The sequence below is a fragment of the Paraburkholderia sp. CNPSo 3272 genome (genome assembly GCF_024206495.1).
Lineage (GTDB): Bacteria > Pseudomonadota > Gammaproteobacteria > Burkholderiales > Burkholderiaceae > Paraburkholderia.
The window spans coordinates 15,645-32,190 of record NZ_JAMBPQ010000061.1 but is presented as its reverse complement, the minus strand read 5'-3'; the positions used below and the strand labels follow the sequence as shown (position 1 = coordinate 32,190).

17 protein-coding genes are annotated in these 16,546 nt (G+C 64.8%); 9 read left to right on the top strand and 8 right to left on the bottom strand.

The features are described from left to right. Window positions 1-307: 307 nt before the first annotated feature. Window positions 308-544 (bottom strand): hypothetical protein, encoded by a 237-nt coding sequence (locus tag M3I53_RS35820; RefSeq protein WP_254320504.1) that lies wholly within the window; start codon window positions 542-544, stop codon window positions 308-310. Here M3I53_RS35820 and M3I53_RS35815 point away from each other — a divergent pair. From M3I53_RS35815 to M3I53_RS35805, 3 genes are all read left to right on the top strand, one after another. Continuing rightward, window positions 543-851, top strand: coding sequence for a DUF4148 domain-containing protein (locus M3I53_RS35815; protein ID WP_254320503.1), 309 nt, complete (start codon window positions 543-545; stop codon window positions 849-851). The two genes, M3I53_RS35820 and M3I53_RS35815, sit on opposite strands and share 2 nt — an antisense overlap. A gap of 201 nt (window positions 852-1,052) precedes the next feature. Then, entirely contained in the window at window positions 1,053-2,159 is a 1,107-nt protein-coding gene (locus tag M3I53_RS35810; protein ID WP_254320502.1) for an NAD(P)/FAD-dependent oxidoreductase, read from the top strand. Window positions 2,160-2,364: 205 nt separating this feature from the next. Continuing rightward, window positions 2,365-2,676, top strand: a complete 312-nt coding sequence (locus M3I53_RS35805) for a high-potential iron-sulfur protein (RefSeq protein ID WP_254320501.1) — start codon at window positions 2,365-2,367, stop codon at window positions 2,674-2,676. A 79-nt stretch (window positions 2,677-2,755) separates the two neighbouring features. Here the strand turns inward: M3I53_RS35805 and M3I53_RS35800 are convergent, their stop codons facing one another. Together M3I53_RS35800 and M3I53_RS35795 are read right to left on the bottom strand one after the other, a co-directional pair. Beyond that, entirely contained in the window at window positions 2,756-4,270 is a 1,515-nt protein-coding gene (locus M3I53_RS35800; RefSeq protein WP_254320500.1) for an amidase, read from the bottom strand. A gap of 174 nt (window positions 4,271-4,444) precedes the next feature. Continuing rightward, complete coding sequence (locus M3I53_RS35795; protein ID WP_254320499.1) at window positions 4,445-5,143, bottom strand: dienelactone hydrolase family protein; 699 nt, start codon at window positions 5,141-5,143, stop codon at window positions 4,445-4,447. Window positions 5,144-6,068: 925 nt separating this feature from the next. Here M3I53_RS35795 and M3I53_RS35790 point away from each other — a divergent pair. Further along, window positions 6,069-7,214 carry a branched-chain amino acid ABC transporter substrate-binding protein gene (locus M3I53_RS35790; protein ID WP_254320498.1) on the top strand — a complete coding sequence of 382 codons (1,146 nt, stop codon included), beginning with the start codon at window positions 6,069-6,071 and terminating at the stop codon, window positions 7,212-7,214. 116 nt (window positions 7,215-7,330) lie between these two features. Here the strand turns inward: M3I53_RS35790 and M3I53_RS35785 are convergent, their stop codons facing one another. Further along, window positions 7,331-8,551: an MFS transporter gene (locus M3I53_RS35785; protein WP_069265204.1), complete on the bottom strand. Its 1,221-nt coding sequence runs from the start codon at window positions 8,549-8,551 to the stop codon at window positions 7,331-7,333. 154 nt (window positions 8,552-8,705) lie between these two features. Here M3I53_RS35785 and M3I53_RS35780 point away from each other — a divergent pair, with 154 nt between their 5' ends. The 3 genes from M3I53_RS35780 to M3I53_RS35770 all read left to right on the top strand — a co-directional run bounded on the left by M3I53_RS35780 (window position 8,706) and on the right by M3I53_RS35770 (window position 11,588). Then, window positions 8,706-9,392 (top strand): HugZ family protein, encoded by a 687-nt coding sequence (locus M3I53_RS35780; RefSeq protein WP_254320497.1) that lies wholly within the window; start codon window positions 8,706-8,708, stop codon window positions 9,390-9,392. 412 nt (window positions 9,393-9,804) lie between these two features. Beyond that, complete coding sequence (locus M3I53_RS35775; protein ID WP_028203151.1) at window positions 9,805-10,113, top strand: H-NS family nucleoid-associated regulatory protein; 309 nt, start codon at window positions 9,805-9,807, stop codon at window positions 10,111-10,113. Between the two features lie 293 nt (window positions 10,114-10,406). Continuing rightward, window positions 10,407-11,588, top strand: coding sequence for a cation diffusion facilitator family transporter (locus M3I53_RS35770; RefSeq protein ID WP_254320496.1), 1,182 nt, complete (start codon window positions 10,407-10,409; stop codon window positions 11,586-11,588). Between the two features lie 61 nt (window positions 11,589-11,649). Here M3I53_RS35770 and M3I53_RS35765 read toward each other — a convergent pair whose 3' ends face one another. From M3I53_RS35765 to M3I53_RS35755, 3 genes are all read right to left on the bottom strand, one after another. Continuing rightward, complete coding sequence (locus M3I53_RS35765; protein ID WP_174479506.1) at window positions 11,650-12,120, bottom strand: Lrp/AsnC family transcriptional regulator; 471 nt, start codon at window positions 12,118-12,120, stop codon at window positions 11,650-11,652. 77 nt (window positions 12,121-12,197) lie between these two features. After that, window positions 12,198-12,830, bottom strand: coding sequence for an exonuclease (locus tag M3I53_RS35760; protein WP_254320495.1), 633 nt, complete (start codon window positions 12,828-12,830; stop codon window positions 12,198-12,200). Window positions 12,831-12,844: 14 nt separating this feature from the next. Continuing rightward, window positions 12,845-13,489 (bottom strand): MBL fold metallo-hydrolase, encoded by a 645-nt coding sequence (locus M3I53_RS35755; RefSeq protein ID WP_254320494.1) that lies wholly within the window; start codon window positions 13,487-13,489, stop codon window positions 12,845-12,847. A 769-nt stretch (window positions 13,490-14,258) separates the two neighbouring features. Here M3I53_RS35755 and M3I53_RS35750 point away from each other — a divergent pair. Next, window positions 14,259-14,858 (top strand): septal ring lytic transglycosylase RlpA family protein, encoded by a 600-nt coding sequence (locus tag M3I53_RS35750; protein WP_254320493.1) that lies wholly within the window; start codon window positions 14,259-14,261, stop codon window positions 14,856-14,858. A gap of 163 nt (window positions 14,859-15,021) precedes the next feature. On the opposite strand, the gene rsmI is transcribed toward M3I53_RS35750, so the two are convergent. Further along, the gene (gene rsmI, locus M3I53_RS35745; protein ID WP_254320492.1) at window positions 15,022-15,924 is read right to left on the bottom strand and encodes a 16S rRNA (cytidine(1402)-2'-O)-methyltransferase; all 903 of its coding nucleotides are present in this window, start codon (window positions 15,922-15,924) and stop codon (window positions 15,022-15,024) included. Between rsmI and M3I53_RS35740 the strand changes: the two genes are divergently transcribed. Further along, window positions 15,923-16,450, top strand: coding sequence for a YraN family protein (locus M3I53_RS35740; protein WP_254320491.1), 528 nt, complete (start codon window positions 15,923-15,925; stop codon window positions 16,448-16,450). The two genes, rsmI and M3I53_RS35740, sit on opposite strands and share 2 nt — an antisense overlap. Window positions 16,451-16,546 lie beyond the last annotated feature (96 nt).

The following is a 16,546-nucleotide window of genomic DNA, read 5'->3' as shown; positions in this document are numbered from 1 at the left end:
GGCGGGGGCTCCGCCGGCGCTTGCGCGCCCGGCAGGATGGGGGGTTCCGAAGGCGTCGTATAAGCCGGCTGCGCGGTGGCTTGCGCCAGTGCGCACACGCTCGTTCCCGCGAGGGCGGCCAGGAGCAGCAGGGCGAGGCAAGGTTTCCACAAATTCATATAGGAGGCTCCGTGCACGGCGCCGCGCGAGGCGACAGAGTCGGCAGCGCTACGGCGGGGCGGGTACGTTCTGACCATCGATCCTATACCGGGTTCGCAAACGCCGGACCGCAGCGGTCCAGAACAGATGGGGACGCGGCAGGCGCGCTTCAACCATCGCCTGCCGCGTGATTGGTTATTGAAACGCAACAGACATAAATTTCTCCGGCGTTTTTTGGGGGATTTGTTGTCGTGGCTGCAACGGTGACTTGTTGCTTATCGGGATGGTTTTTCGATAGCCCGTGTTTACACTGGCTTCGACGTGTCCACACGTCGTCCGGATTCCGCCGGCTGGCCAGCATGAGTTGCAAAGCTTGCCGGGCATCGCCTCGAAGGAGCATCGCCATGAAGCAGTCCATTACGCTTGCTGCCCTGCTGGTCAGCGCCGCCACCGCCCTGGTTACAGCGCCCGCATTCGCCGGCGATGATGCGGCGACCCCAGGGGTGCAGTCGCTTGCGGTCGCCGCAGTCGCCGCGAACGCCCCGAAGACGCGCGCCGAAGTTAGGGCCGAACTGGCCAGTGCCCGTGCTCACGGCGAACTGAGTCTGGACCCGAATTCGCCGGCTTATCCGCAGCAATACGCGATGGGCGGCTATACCGCGCCCCGCGAGCAGGTCACGGGCTCCTTCCACGCTCGCAACGTCGCCAACTGACGCATGGGCCGGTGCGCGGCGACAGCACCGCTTTGTTCCCTTCCGCGCTTTCCTTGCGAGAGTCTGGCGTGGTCTCCCCGCCGGGCGGCGTACAATTTTTGTCACGCGGCGGCGCGCGTTGTGCGCTGACCACCCCATGGCAGAGAGGATCGCGGTGCGGCTGGCTTGCCTGCCGGCGCTGCGAAGGCGGGACGCAGGGACATGGACCAGATCGAATGCGTAGTGATCGGCGCGGGCGTGGTCGGCCTCGCCATTGCGCGTGCGCTTGCCGCGCGCAGGCGCGAGGTGATCGTGCTCGAAGCCGCCGAGGCCATCGGCACCAGCACCAGTTCGCGCAATAGCGAGGTCATTCACGCCGGGCTCTATTACCCGCGCGGCTCGCTCAAGGCGACGTTGTGCGTGCGCGGGCGCGAAATGCTCTACGAGTACTGCGCGTCGCGCAACGTCACGCACGCGCGCTGCGGCAAGCTGCTCGTCGCCACGGCGGCGAACCAGATTCCGCAACTCGAGGCGATTCGCGCGCGCGGCAAGGAAAACGGCGTGTTCGACCTCACGCGCATCAGCGGCAGCGAGGCGCTCGCGCTCGAACCGGCGCTCGAATGCGTCGCGGCCGTGTACTCGCCGCAAACCGGCATCGTCGACAGCCATCAGCTCATGCTTGCGCTGCAAGGCGACGCCGAGCGCGACGGGGCCGTGATCGCGCTGAAATCGCCGGTCGAGTCGATCGATGCGCTGGGCAGCGGCTTCACGGTGCGAACGGGCGGCGGCGCGCCGATCGACATCCGCGCCGCCTGCGTCATCAATAGCGCGGGCCTGTATGCGACGAAGCTCGCCAGGCGCATTCGCGGGCTCGACGCGCGCCACGTGCCGCCGTTCTATCTGGCGCGCGGCAATTACTTCAGCGTTTCGGGTCGCGTGCCGTTCTCGCGTCTCATCTACCCGATGCCCAACGACGCTGGCCTCGGCGTGCATCTCACGCTCGATCTGGGCGGCCAGGCGCGCTTCGGCCCCGACGTCGAATGGATCGATGCGGTCGATTACGACGTCGATCCCCGCCGCGCCGATTCCTTCTACGCGCAGATCCGCACCTACTGGCCCGGGCTGCCCGACGGCGCGCTGCAGCCCGCCTACGCGGGCATCCGCCCGAAGCTTTCCGGGCCGGGCGAACCCGCCGCCGACTTCATGATCCAGGGCGCGGCGTCGCACGGTGTGCGCGGCCTCGTGAACCTGTTCGGCATCGAGTCACCGGGGCTCACGGCTTCGCTTGCGATCGCGCAGCGCGTGTGCGAGATGGCTTCGTTCGATTGATCGGGCTTTGCACCCCTCTTGCGCCGGGCGGCATCATGCCGCTCACTTATCTCCAGCATTGCAGCGTCATCTGGGCTTGCTTCGTTGTTAAGCTTCTTCGCGACGCCGCCACCAGAGCGGCTCAGAGGCATGCGCGGCACGCGCCACACGAAAGCGCCGCGCGAAAACCCAGCGAACGAATCGCCACAATACTGGAGTGAGTCACATGAAATCGTCCCGCCGCAGCTTTCTGATCACGAGCATCGGCGTCGCTTCGACGCTCGCGCTTTCGCGCCAGGCCTTCGCCGACGCGCCCAAGGCTGCCGAATCCGATCCCACCTCCCAGGCGCTCGGCTACAAGCTCGACGCGACGAAGGTCGACCGAACGAAGTTCGCGAAGTACGCCGCCGGCCAGGACTGCAGCAACTGCACGTTCTACCAGGGCAAGGCTGCCGACGCGTTCGCGCCGTGCCCGATGTTCGGCGGCAAGCAGGTCGCGGGCAAGGGCTGGTGCAGCGCCTATAACAAGAAGGCGTGACGAACCGGCGCGGGCGCGCAGGACGTAGACCCCACGCGTCTCGCTGCCCGCGCACGTCGTTCATGCAAGCGCAGCCGCGCTAGAGCCGCGCCTGCAGCAGGGGCGGCCGGCGGTTGAACCACGGGCGCGCCGCCTCCAGTTGCGCGGCGAGGCGCAGCAACAGCGCGTCGTTGCCCTCGCGTGCGGCGAACTGAACGCCGATCGGCAGCCCGCGTGCGTTCCACGCGAGCGGCACCGACATCGACGGCTGGCCCGTCAGGTTGAAAAGCTCCGTGCAGCCCGCCCACGCGAACGCCTTGTTCGAGGCTTCGGTCAGCAGCTTTCTCATCAGCACTTCCACCGGCATGGCCGTGACCGCGCGCATCTGGATGCGCTCGGTCTGGCTTGGCTTCAGTTCGCCGATTTTTACCGGGGGCGCCGCGAGCGTCGGGCACAGCAGCACGTCGTAGCGCTTCATCAGGTCGGCGAGCTGCGCCGTGATGCGCTGCTGCACGTCGAGCGCCGCGGGCAGTTCGCGCTCGCCGAGCTTCTGGCCGATGTGCGCCATGGCCCACGTTGCTATCTCGAACTCCCGGCGGCGCGGCTTCGTGCCGGTGATGTCGTCCGCGTGCAGCACGTACTGCTCGGCCACCACCGACCACAGCATGAGGAACGCTTCGCGCGCTTGCCCGTAATCCACGGGCAGCGAATACGGCTCCACGCGATGGCCGAGCGACCTGAGCAGTTCGGCGGCGTCGTCGAGCGCGCTGCGGACTTCGGGTGCGACCGTGTCCGCGAACATCGGCTCGGTCAACAGCGCGATGGCGAGCGGCTTCGAGCCGTCGAGCGGCGCACGCGCGGCGGCGAGGAAGGTGCCGGGCGCGCCGGCAGGCAGCGCGGGGTCGCCGGCGATCAGGTCGAGCATCAGCGCGCTGTCACGCACGCTGCGCGACACCGCGAGATCGACGCCGAGCGCGCCGGGCGGCGGCGGTACGTCGGACACCGGCTGGAACGCGCGCGACGGCTTGAAGCCGAAGAGCCCGCAGCACGACGCCGGAATGCGGATCGAGCCGCCGCCGTCGGACGCGTGCGCGAGCGGCACGATACCCGCCGCGACCGAAGCGGCCGCGCCGCCGCTCGAGCCGCCGGGTGTGTGATCGAGGTTCCACGGGTTGCGGCAGGGGCCGAACAGCTCCGGTTCGGTATACGGCATCTGCCCGAGTTCCGAGGCGCTCGTCTTGCCGAAGATATTCAGGCCCGCGGCGCGAAAGCGTGCGACCACGGGCGCGTCGGCGGTGGGAATGTAGTGGCGGTAATGGCGGCTGCCGAGCGTCATGCGCAGCCCGGCCACGGCGGCGCCGAGGTCCTTGACGAGAAACGGCACACCCGCGAGCGGCCCTTCGCTCAGCGAGCTCACGCCGTTGCCGGTCGCCTCGATGCGCCGCGCGCGCTCGCGCGCCGCTTCATAGTCCTTGAGGACGATGGCGTTGATCGCGGGATTGGTGGCTTCCGCGCGGGCGATGGCGGTGTCGAGCAGCTCGCGCGCGCTCACCTCGCGGCGGCGCACGAGATCGGCGAGGCCGATGGCGTCGTATTCCAGATAGTCGGACTGCAAGGCGCGCACTCCTCGTCGTCGGGTTGGGCCGGGTTGAGCGATACGGGCTACGCAAGGAGTGTAAGCGGGCGGCGCGCTTGAGGGGTTTGTCGTTGCGCACGCATCGATGCACCAAGGCGTGCGCAACGACAGACGGGCATTTTCGCGACAACCGCCGTCGCCGCCCGAAGGCTATTACAGATGCTCGGCGAGGAAGCTCAGCGTGCGGCCGTGCGCGAGCGCCGAAGCGTGCTGGTTGTACGAGGCGCGCACCGAGCAGTTGAAGCCGTGATCGGCGTTCGGGTACAGGTGGAATTCGGCGTTCGGGCGGCCCGCGAAGCGCTCTTTCACCTGGCCCACGGCCGACAGCGGAATGCCGTGATCGAGTTCGGCGTAGTGGAAGAGGATCGGCTTGGTGACCTTGTCGGCGAGATCGAGCTGATTCTGGATGCCGCCGCCATAGTAGGAGACCGCCGCATCCACCGACCCGCTGGCGGCCGCAAGGTAGGCAAGACGGCCGCCGAAGCAGTAGCCGATCGCCGCGACCTTGCCCGTGCACTCGGGCAGCGCGCGCAGCGCGGCCGCCGTCGAGGCGATGTCGTCGACCACGAGGTTGACGTCCGTCTTCTGCATGAGCGCGATGCCGCGATCGCGGTCCGCGCCCACGTAATCGAGCTCGACGCGCGGGGCTGCGCGCCAGAACACGTCGGGGGCGATGGCCACGTAGCCGTCGAGCGCGTATTGCTCGACGACGTCGCGGATGTGCCCGTTCACGCCGAAGATCTCCTGCAGGATGACGATGCCCGGGCCCTTGCCGCCCTTGGGCAGCGCGAGGTAGGCGCCGAAGCTGTCATTGCCGGCGGGAATATCGATCCATTTGGTCGAAACGCTCATGTTGTTTCTCCGTCTTCATCAATGAGTCCTGCGACGCGCCGCAGCGCTCTGGCAGGCAGCTCGCACACTGCCCGCGGCGCGTCGCGAAATCGGGGAGCCAGTTTGCCATAGGCCCTTGAACCTCTGCAGCGCACGCCACCGAAAACTCGTTCTTGCAAGCGGATCGTAATGATCTCGATTATTCATTTTTCGGGCGCGAGGGCTTTGGCTAGAGTCGGTAGCGATCTTGTAGCGTTCATCGCTCATTCAGCCATATAAGGATTGCCTCCATGAGTTCTGCTCGCGCATCGCGCACGTCGCCTGACTCGATGCCGAATGGCGCGCGGTGTCACGCAAATTCAGTCACGACGCGTGAGGAACGCGCCCGCATGGGCTGCGGGTCTACAACGCGTCGCCGTGCGAAATTAATCGAATGCTTACTTGAACCGGCACGCGCAACAAAGCGCGTGCTCGAAGCGCGCGCGACTCGCAAACGTTATCGCGAAGGCGAGGGATTCTCCTATGGTCGCAAGGCGCCCTGGTGTAATCCCCGAACGCGTGCGCTAACACACCAATAACTGCCGTCAAATAAACTCAAAACGATTCGCGGCGGGACCTCTCAGGGAATCTCCCAATAATTGGATCACAAGGCGGGATGCCTTATTACATAAGGCTTGCGGTCGATTGATCAGGGTTTCGAACTGTTCTTGCAGTACGCATATTGGTACTCGCACCAATATCTGAAAAAAATCCCCCAAATTAATTTGATCACCTACACTTGCGCGCAAGTATGGACGGGCGGCCCGCCATGAACGGACCATTCGCCATGCTGGCCAGGTGCATCAAGGATGCATCCTGCGTGGTCGTCCGCACGGGGAGCGACACGTTCGGGGCGCGGGAGCACTGGGCGATTACGTAGCTTTTGGGTTCGAAACTGGAGACTTACATGACTATCAAGCTTCACAAGCTGTTGCCGATCAGCGCTGCGGCCATTATGTTCGCGTCGTTCGCAACGGCAGCGAGCGCAGACGTTACGGTCAAGATTGGCCACGTCGCGCCGCTTACGGGTGGGATTGCGCACCTCGGTAAAGACAACGAAAACGGTGCACGTCTCGCAGTCGAAGAGATCAACGCGAAGGGCCTCATGGTCGGCGGCCAGAAGGTCACGCTCGTGCTCGACGCACAAGACGACGCAGCTGACCCGCGCACGGCCACCCAGGTCGCGCAGAAGCTCGTCGACGACAAGGTCGTTGCCGTCGTCGGCCACCTGAACTCGGGCACGTCGATCCCGGCATCGAAGATCTACAGCGATGCAGGCATCGTGCAGATCTCGCCGTCGGCCACGAACCCGGCCTACACGCAACAAGGCTTCAAGACGACCTACCGTGTCGTGGCGACCGACGCCCAGCAGGGCCCGGCGCTCGCGAATTACGCGGCGAAGAACCTGAAGGTCAAGACCGTTGCCGTGGTCGACGACTCGACGGCTTATGGCCAGGGTCTCGCGAACGAGTTCGAGAAGACCGCCAAGTCGCTCGGCATGAACGTGTTGTCGCATGACGCGACGAACGACAAGGCCGTGGACTTCCGCGCCATTCTGACGAAGATCAAGGGCGAAAACCCCGACGCGATCATGTACGGCGGCATGGACGCCACGGGCGGCCCGTTCGCCAAGCAAGCCAAGCAGCTGGGCCTGCGCGCGAAGGTGCTCGCGGGTGACGGCGTCTGTACCGACAAGCTGGCCGACCTCGCCGGCGACGCGACCGACAACATCGTGTGTTCGGAAGCGGGCATGGCGCTCGAAAAGATGCCGGGCGGCAAGGAATTCGAGACCAAGTTCGAGAAGCGCTTCGGCCAGCCGATCCAGATCTACGCACCGTTCACGTATGACGCTGTGTACATCATCGTCGACGCCATGAAGCGTGCGAACTCGACGGATCCGGCAAAGATCCTCGCCGAAATGCCGACGACGGACTACAAGGGCGTGATTGGCGAGACGACCTTCGATTCGAAGGGCGACCTCAAGCACGGCGTGATCTCGCTGTACAACTACAAGTCGGGCAAGAAGTCGCTGCTCGACGTCGTGAAGATGTAAATCGCGCTTAGCGCGTATTTACCGATTTCGCTCACGCGATTGGAAAAGCCCGCGAGTTTCGGCTCGCGGGCTTTTTTTTGTTTGAGGTTGCGAGAGACGCAGTAATCGATGCGCCTTCAGATTCCCAACCGCCGCAACACCTTCGGTCCCGCAAACGCCACGAGCGCCGCACACAGCGCCACCACGGCGAGCCCGACCGTGAGGTTGGTCACCTGGGTGATGCCGCCGATCACCACCGGCCCGAACAGCAAGCCGAAATAGGCGATGCCCGCGACGTGCGCGAGCCCTTCGGCCGCATGGATGCCTTTCACGCGCGCGGCGGCCGCGAACAGTACCGGCATCATGTTGGCGAGGCCGAGCCCCATCAGCGTGAAGCCCGTGAGCGCAGTGAACGAGAACGGCAGCAGCAGCGCGCCGATCATGCCCGCGCATGCGAGCGAGGCGCTCGCCATCACGAGCTGCGGCGCGCCGAAGCGCGCGCGCACGGCGTCGCCGGCGAAGCGCGCCGCGGCCATGCCGCCCGAGAACGCCGCGTAGGCCGCGCTGGCGAGCGCTGGCGTGGAAAGCACCACGTCACGCATGTAGACCGTGGCCCAGTCGTACATCGCGCCTTCGGCGATCAGGGCGATGAGCGCGATGGCGCCGAGCGCCCAGAGCGCGGGGGTGCGCCAGCGGTTGCCGGTTTTCGCGTGCTCGCCGTGCGTGGCGTGCGGCACGTGCGGCAGGACAGCCGGGCACGAGACGAACAGCACGAGCGCCGCCAGCGCCGAAGCGAGAAAGAGATGCAGCGCCGGCGCCATGCCGCGCGCGAGCAGCGCGCCGCCAATCGCCGCCCCGGCCATGCCGCCCAGACTGAACATGCCGTGCAGCCCCGACATGATCGGCTTGGCGACGGCTTCTTCCACGGCGCTCGCTTCGGCGTTCATGGCGACGTCGAGCGTGGCCATGCCAACGCCGAAAAAGGCGAGCACGACGATCAGCATCCAGTAATACGGGACCACCAGGATCAGCGCGCCGCACACGGACATCGTGAGGCCGCCGGTGAGGCAGGCGCGGCGCGAGCCCACGCGCGCGATCCAGCCGCCGATGGTCGTCATCGCGGCAATCGAGCCGCCCGCGACCGCGAACAGCGCATAGGAGAGCAGCGCGGGGCTCAGATGGAACTTGTCGCGTACGGTGGGCACGTGCACGCCCCACGACGCGTACATCATGCCGGCGACGAAAAAGAGCGCCATGGTCGCGATGCGGGCGCGATGGCGCGTGGCCGCGGGCAGCGCCCGATGGTGGGCGGCTGGGCTCGCAACGGCGAGGGCGGGATCGGTCGGTCGGTCGGACACGGGAATTCCGGGCAAAAGAGAGAGAAGGGACCAGGAAGGCGCCTGAAAGCAAACGATGATTCTAACGAAGGTGCGAACGGCCTGTCGCAGCGCGTTGGCCGGGCCAGCTGCTCTAATATCGGCAGAATCCATCGTTCGATTCGAGGACGCGCCCTTGAAGATTCCCGCTCACGCCCCGCTGCATCTGCTGCACCAGGCGCCCACCGGCACGCTCGCCACGCACTCGCGCGAGCCGCGGGGCTTCCCGTATCCCACGCTGCTGCCGTTCGCGCCCGACGCGCGGCATCGTCCGGTGATTCTGGTGAGCCGCCTGGCCGAGCACACGCGCAATCTGCTCGACGACCCGCACGCGGGCTTTCTCGTCGCGCACGCACCCGACGCCGACGTGCTGAACGCCCCGCGCGCCACGCTGCTCGGCCGCTTCGAACCGGTCGCGCCGGTCGATTCTGCCGGCCATGAAGCGAATGAGGCGCTGGCGCGGCGCTACGTGCGGTATCACCCAGACGCCGAGCGTTATCTCGCACTCGGCGACTTCGCGTTCTGGGTCATGCACGTCGAGCGGCTGCGCTATATCGGCGGCTTTGGCGCAATGGGCTGGATGGACGGCGCCGATCTCGACACGCTGGCGCCGCTTGCTCCCGCCGAGGAGACCACGCTGATCCGCTTTTTCGAAACGCATCCCGCGCGCCGCGTTGATCTGGATCTCGCAGGCGTGGATCGCTACGGCGCGGATCTCATGATCGGAGGCGCCCGCACGCGTTTCGTTTTCGATGCGCCACAGCTTGATTTGCAATCCTTGCATGCGGCGCTAGCGGACTGCATTGAGCGCCATACGCAATGACGGTTTATTTCACTGAGGCGCGCGTTATCCGCCGCGGTATATAGCGTGTGGCGTCATGCTGCTTCGCAGCAACTCGTTCTGTCCCCGTTGATTGGCTCAAAGTTGTCATGCGATGAAATGTTTGACGTATTTCAACGCATTTAATTTTCATCCGCTGCTAATTATGAGATGTGGATTTATCTGCCAAAAGCAGGATTTAGTAAAAATACCGATTTGCACGAAATGACAATGAGTTAGACCCTTGCTGGAAGGCGCTTGATTGCAAATCTGGCTTTAATTATTTTTATTGCTTACACGCGACCCGGCATTCAAATCTGTGTTAATCTCGCCACCGATTTCCGAGGCACGCATCTATCAATCGGCATACTGGCGCGAGATCAGTAGCCATTAAGATCAAACCACAAGGGCACCTATGTCTTCCTACAAGGAACTTCTCGCTCAGCGAGAGAAGCTGGAAAAGCAGATTGAAGAGGCGAAGGCTCGCGAATATGCCGAGGTCCTCGATGAAATCAAGCAAAAAATGTCCGACTACGGCATTACCCTGGCGGAACTCGGTGGCGGCCGCGCCAGCGCCAAAGCCGCGAAGGCAGCAAGCCGTTCGCGTGCGAGCGTCGCGCCGAAATACCGCGATCCCGACAGCGGCAGCACCTGGTCGGGCCGCGGCAAGCCGCCGCGCTGGATCGCCGGTCAAGACCGCGATCGTTTTCTGATCCAGAAGTAAATCAACTTGTCAGCGGCGGGTTTCAACGCGCGGCGCATGTGAAAGCAGGAGCGGGAGTCGGGCGAGCTATCTCCCGATTCTCGAAAACAAGAAGCCGCGCAGTCCGGGGACGCGCGGCTTTTTGATTTTCTGCGCCGCGCGCGGTTGGATCGAGCACTGTCCGCGGTATGAATGCGAATGCTTCTTGCTATTGTAGGCATCTGATTTAAAAGAGATTTTTAGGGATATCCATAAAATCGACGCACACGGTCGCTACAATCGCGGTTATTCCCTAATTTGCTCTCTCGCCGCGCATGACTTCTTCTACCGCCCCGCCCTTATCAGATAAACACGAGGTCGCACGCCGCACGACGTGGGTCAGCGTTGCCGTCAATTGTGTTCTGGTGGTGCTCCAACTCGTCATTGGCGTGTTTGCGCATTCGCAGGCGTTGATCGCCGACGGCGTGCATTCACTGGCCGATATCGTTTCCGACTTCGTCGTGCTGCTGGCCAACCGGCATAGCGGCGCGAAGCCGGACGCCGATCATAACTACGGCCACAGCCGTTATGAGACCGTCGCGTCGTTATTCCTCGGCGCATTATTGATTGCGGTGGGCGTCGGCATGCTGGTGCGCGCCGGCACGCGCATCATGAATCTCGGCGACATTCCGGCGCTGCACGTGAGCGCGCTGGTCGTGGCGCTCCTCGTGCTGGTTTCGAAGGAAGGGCTCTTTCGCTACATGCTGCGCGAGGCGCAGCGCGTGCGCTCGGCCATGCTGATCGCCAATGCGTGGCATGCGCGCTCCGACGCGGCGTCGTCGCTCGTCGTGGCGATCGGCATCGTGGGCAGCCTCGCGGGCGTGCGGTTGCTCGATCCAATCGCGGCGGCCATCGTCGGCTTCATGGTCGCCCGCATGGGCTGGGTGTTCGGCTGGGACGCGCTGCAGGACCTCTCCGACCGCGCGCTCGACGAAGCCACCGCCGCGGACCTGCGCGCGCTGCTGATGGGCACGCCGGGCGTGCTCGACGTGCACGAGATGCGCACCCGCAAGACCGGCGACCTCGCGCTCGTCGATGCGCATATCCTCGTCGATCCGCTGATTTCGGTTTCCGAAGGGCACTACATCGCGGAGACGGCGCGCGCGCGCCTGCTTACCGATGCACGCGTGCTCGACGCGCTGATTCACGTCGATCCCGAAGACGACATGCACGTGCGCTACGTGGCCAACCTGCCTGCGCGCGACGATGTGGCGGCGCGCCTGCGAAGCGAGTTGACGGAGCATGACGTGCATGTCGAAGGCATCACGCTGCACTACTTGAGCACGGGGCTGGAGATCCAGGTGGCGCTGGCCGCGGCGGACGACGCGCGACGCGTGGCCTCAATGGATCTGGAAGCGCTGCGCGCGCGCCTTGGCGCGAGCAAGCTCGACGTGATGCAGCCGCTCGATGCGCATGGCGCGCTGGCCGTGCATGACAAACCGCGCGAGGCACATTGAATCGCGCCACGCAGCAGGCACACATAGCGCGGCAGAGAAGCGCGCCGCGCTATGTTGTTTTTCACAGCGGCAATTGCGTATCGAACTTGATTTCCCGCAGCACGACGCTCGTGCGCACCTGCGCCACCGCGGGAATGCGGAAGATGCGCTCGTGCAGGAAGGCGTCGTAGGCCTTGATGTCGGGCGCCACGATCTTGAGGATGTAGTCTGATTCGCCCGTGGTGCTGTAACACTCGGTGACTTCGGGGCAGGTGGCGATCTCGCGTTCGAAGGCTTCGACGCCGCCTTCGGTGTGGCGCGTGAGGTGGATATGCGCGAGCGCGCAGACGTGCAGGCCAAGCTTTTCGCGATCGAGCAGCGCCGTGTAGCGCTGGATCACGCCCGACTGTTCCATATCCTTGATACGGCGCCAGCATGGCGTGCTGGAAAGCCCTACCTGATCGGAGATTTCCTGTACCGAACGGCGCGCGTCCAGCTGCAGCAGGCGCAGAATCTTCTGAGAGAACGTATCGAGTGTCAACTGCGCCTCCATTGCGTCGCTGTATTCCTGAATGGTAGAGGCCAGGAGAACAGAACGCAATGCGAAGCGCGGGTGATGAGGGAGATTACCTAATTTGCCGGAGCGCTCGCGGCGTTTTGCCCTGAGTCGTCCCCATCAGCCGCGAGCGCGGCTTGCTGGGTCCGCAGGTCGGCCAGCATGTTGCAGAAGAGGGCGCCTTGCTCGATCGCGTCGTCGAGTGCGACATGCGTGTGCGGATGATCGTCGAACCAGTGCTTCGGAAAGCGCGGCTTGATGCACTTGCGGTAGGGCAGGCCCGTCATCGCGAAGGCGAGCGTCTTGATGTCGAGCGCCGACCACGAGAACGGGCAACGCCCGGCGAAGCGCATCATGTACCAGAACATGAAGGTGAAATCGAAGCCCGCCGGCATCGCGACGAACACCGGCTTGCCAGGCAGCGCCTCCACCCATTCGACATAAGCGACGAGCGCCGCCGCCGGGTGTTGCAGATCCTTGCGGCACGCGGCCCAGGCCTCGGGCTGCGTTTCCCACCAGGCGGCCTGCACCGGATGCGGCGCCGCGCCTTCGAGCATCTCGAGATTGGCAGAGAACGTGGCGATCAAACGCTTGTCGGCGGTGTACGCCGCCGAAGCGAAACTCAGCATCGAATGCGGACCGGGAATGGGACCATCGGCCTCGACGTCGGTGCTGACGTAAATCTCCTCAATAGCGGCTTGATTCATCGTACTTTTCACTCTCATCCAGGTACGCCATCTGCGACGTAGGGGTTGGAGCGACGCTCCTCACCGAAGGTCGAGACCGGGCCATGGCCCGGCACGAACGTGACGTCGTCGCCCAGCGGCCAGAGCTTTTCGCGGATCGAACGGATCAGGTCCGCATGATTGCCGCGCGGAAAGTCCGTGCGGCCGATCGAACCCGCGAACAGCACGTCGCCGACCGTGGCGACCCGGTGCTTGCGGCTGAAGAAGATCACGTGACCCGGCGTGTGGCCAGGGCAGTGATACACCTCGAGTTCCTCGCCGCCGAAGCGCACCGTGTCGCCGTCTTGAAGCCAGCGCGTGGGCTCGAACGCCTCGGCGTGGCCGAAGCCGAAGCGCACGCTCTGCTGCGGCAACTGGTCGATCCAGAAGCGCTCGTCTTCCTGCGGCCCTTCGATCGGCACGCCGAACTTCGTGGCGAGCGCCTTCGCGCCGGCGCAGTGATCGAGGTGGCCATGGGTAAGCAGCACCTTTTCCAGCTGCACGCCTTGACGCTCGATTTCGGCTTCGATGCGTTCTAGATCGCCGCCCGGATCGACGACGGCGGCGCGGTTCGTCGTTTCGTCGACGAGCAGCGAGCAGTTTTGGTGGAACGGCGTGACGGGAATCAGCGTGACTTTCATGCGGGGTTCGTGGTGTTCGGGTCTCGCGGGGCGGGGCGGGAAGCGCTTCGAAGTCGAAGTTTCGCGCCGGCGGCCCCAGCCAAAGGAACGATTGTACCGGGGTGCAGGAAGTGCCGCCGACGCCGCTCGCGACGGCCTCGATCCCTTGTCTGACAAGGGATGCGGCGGCGCAAGACGAACGCCTTTGTTACGCCAATAGTGAAAAATCATGGAGATTTGTGAGGCAGAGGCGTGACAGGAATAACTTTTGGGTATAATGCGACCCATCACGCACGGAATTCGTGCTTTCAAAGGGCGGTGTGACCTTCGTAAAAAAAGAGGTCGCATACATCGCCGTCAAGCAGTGCTGTCGTTGAAGGCTTGCCGAAAGAAGCTGCCTTACAAGATGGCAAATCAGGTGTCGATCCGTTCGACGCCGCACGTCTTGCCCAGCCAGGTGCCACGCGCCTGCAACGGCCAACATGCCGTGACGCTGGGTGGGGCCTACGCCGCCGTTCCTGTGCGCCGAGAGTTTCCGGCGCGCCTGAACGAGTTTCATCGTTCGATGGCGGCATGTGGGGTCTGGTCAGGCTGCCGGGGACAGGTTGCGCCAGACGTGAAAGATAACTAGCGGTTAGCGGCTTATTAGGGCTGCATCCGGGCATTGGCACGCGCTCGTCTTTTTCATTCCAGGAGAGCGATGGCGAAGCTTTGCCCGCGACCGCCGAAGCCTTTCCGACAACGCGCACACATGGCGCGGGACAGGCTTCGAGAACGTGATGGCAATGTTATGAACCTTAGACTGACTCGACGACGACTCGGGAGTCTCTTAGCCGTGTCCATTCTGGCCGGTTGCGCCATGCCGCCCGCCCAGCAGGACCAGGCGGCAAGTGACTCCCTTCGCACGAAGGATGCCGCTTTCACCGCGCCGCAGGGCTACGGCTCCGCGCTCGCTGCGCTGCCCGCATCGGGCACCGCGAACGACAACTCGCTCGCGAACGCCGAAGCGATCGAGGAGAACGGCCCGGACGTCCATTCGTTCCACCAGACCGGCCGCGCCTCGTGGTACGGCCGCGCGTTCCACGGCCGCCGCACCGCAAGCGGCGAACGCTTCAACATGAAGGCGCTCACGGCTGCGCACCGCACGCTGCCGCTCGGCTCGTATGTGCGCGTGAGCGTGCCCGGCACGTCGAAGTGGGTGGTGGTGAAGATCAACGACCGTGGTCCGTACGCGCGTGGCCGCGTGCTCGACCTCTCGTATGCCGCCGCCAAGATCCTTGGCGTGCAGCACGCCGGTACGGCGAAGGTGAACATCGAAGGTCTCTCGCGTCAGGAAGCGAAGGTCGCACAAGCGGATATGGTTGCCGCGAACTCGAACATCGATCACTAAGCGCTTTCGTTTGGGCGTGGCGCTGAGTGCGCCGCGACGCGCCCAAAGCCGAACCGCCCGGTACCGCTGGATGCATACGCGAAGGGCCGCCTGATTGACTCAGGCGGCCCTTCGGTTTTTCCGGCTCGTGCTTTTGAGCTTTTGACTGTTGTCGGCTCGCGGTTCAGTCGTCCGCTTCTTGCTCGCCGTCATCCTTCAATTCCAGCGCCCGCGCGTAGAGCGCATTGCGCGACGCGCCCGTGAGCGCCGCCGCGATCTTCGCCGCACCCTTCACCGGCACTTCCTGGAGCAGCATGCGCAAGAGCGCGTCGTGATCGGCTTCGCCATTTGCCTGCTCGCTCGCGCCTTCCACCACCAGCACGAACTCGCCGCGCTGACGGTTCGCATCCCCTGCGAGCCACGTTGGCGCTTCGGCCAGGGAGCCGCTCCAGAGCGACTCGTGTAGCTTCGTCAATTCGCGGGCGATGAGGATGCGGCGCGCGGGACCGAACGCATCGGCGATCGCCTGCACGGTTTCGACGATGCGATGCGGGGCTTCGTAAAACACCATCGCATGCGTATGCGCGGCGAGCGGCTGCAATGCAGTTGCGCGTTGCTTCGGCTTGGGGGGCAGGAAACCGAAAAACGTGAAAGTCGAGACCCAGTCGCCGGCAGCGGAAAGCGCCGTTGCGAGTGCGCTTGCGCCAGGCAGCGGCACGACGTTCAGGCCGGCGGCGCGCACGGCATCGACTAGCTTCGCGCCGGGATCGGAAATGCCTGGCGTGCCCGCGTCGGACACGCAGGCCACGCGCTCGCCCGCGCGCAGAAATTCGATCACGCGCTGCGCCGCCTCGCGCTCGTTGTGCTCGTGCACGGCGACGAGCGGCTTCGAAATGCCGTAGCGCGCGAGAAGTTGACCGGTGTTGCGCGTGTCTTCGGCGGCGATGCGATCAACGAGGCCGAGCACGTGGAGCGCGCGCAAGGTGATGTCGGCGACATTGCCGATGGGCGTGGCCACGACGTACAGCGTGGCGGCCGGATACTGCTGGGCCTGTGCGAGTTCGAAGGGGGACGAGAGGGACGTCATGACACGCAACGCGCGAATGCAGGAAAAGAGGCCGCCATTGTGCCACGCGGACGCGGGCGCACCGGAGGGAAGCGGCGCGAACGAAAGTGCCCGCGCAGACAACTTTCGCGCGCGAGCGCAGTCGAATGCCAAACGCCGCGCGACAGGCGCGCGTTTCGAGGCGCACGCACTGGCGTTTTTGCGTCGTGAGAGCCTGGCGCTGGTCGCGCGCAACGTGAATTGCCGAGGCGGCGAACTCGATCTCGTGATGCGCGAGCGCGACGGCACGCTGGTTTTCGTGGAAGTGCGCGCCCGCGCGCGGCCGGAATTCGGCGGCGCGGCGGCGAGCGTGGGGTGGCGCAAACAGCAGCGCGTGCTGCGCGCGGCGCGCTACTTTCTCGCGACGTGGCGCGGCGCCGATGCGAACGCCGAAGCCCACACGCAGGCGCGAACGCCGCCCGCGTGCCGCTTCGATGTGATCGCGTTCGAGAGCGGCCGGCTCGTGTGGCTGCGCGACGCGTTTCAACCGGAAGCCGACGAGAGCTAAAACTTACGCAACGGAAAGAAGGGTGAAAATGAACGCCCTCGAGTGCGCTAAACTTGCGGCACGCCGCACCACGCGGAAATTTTGCGATACCCGCAG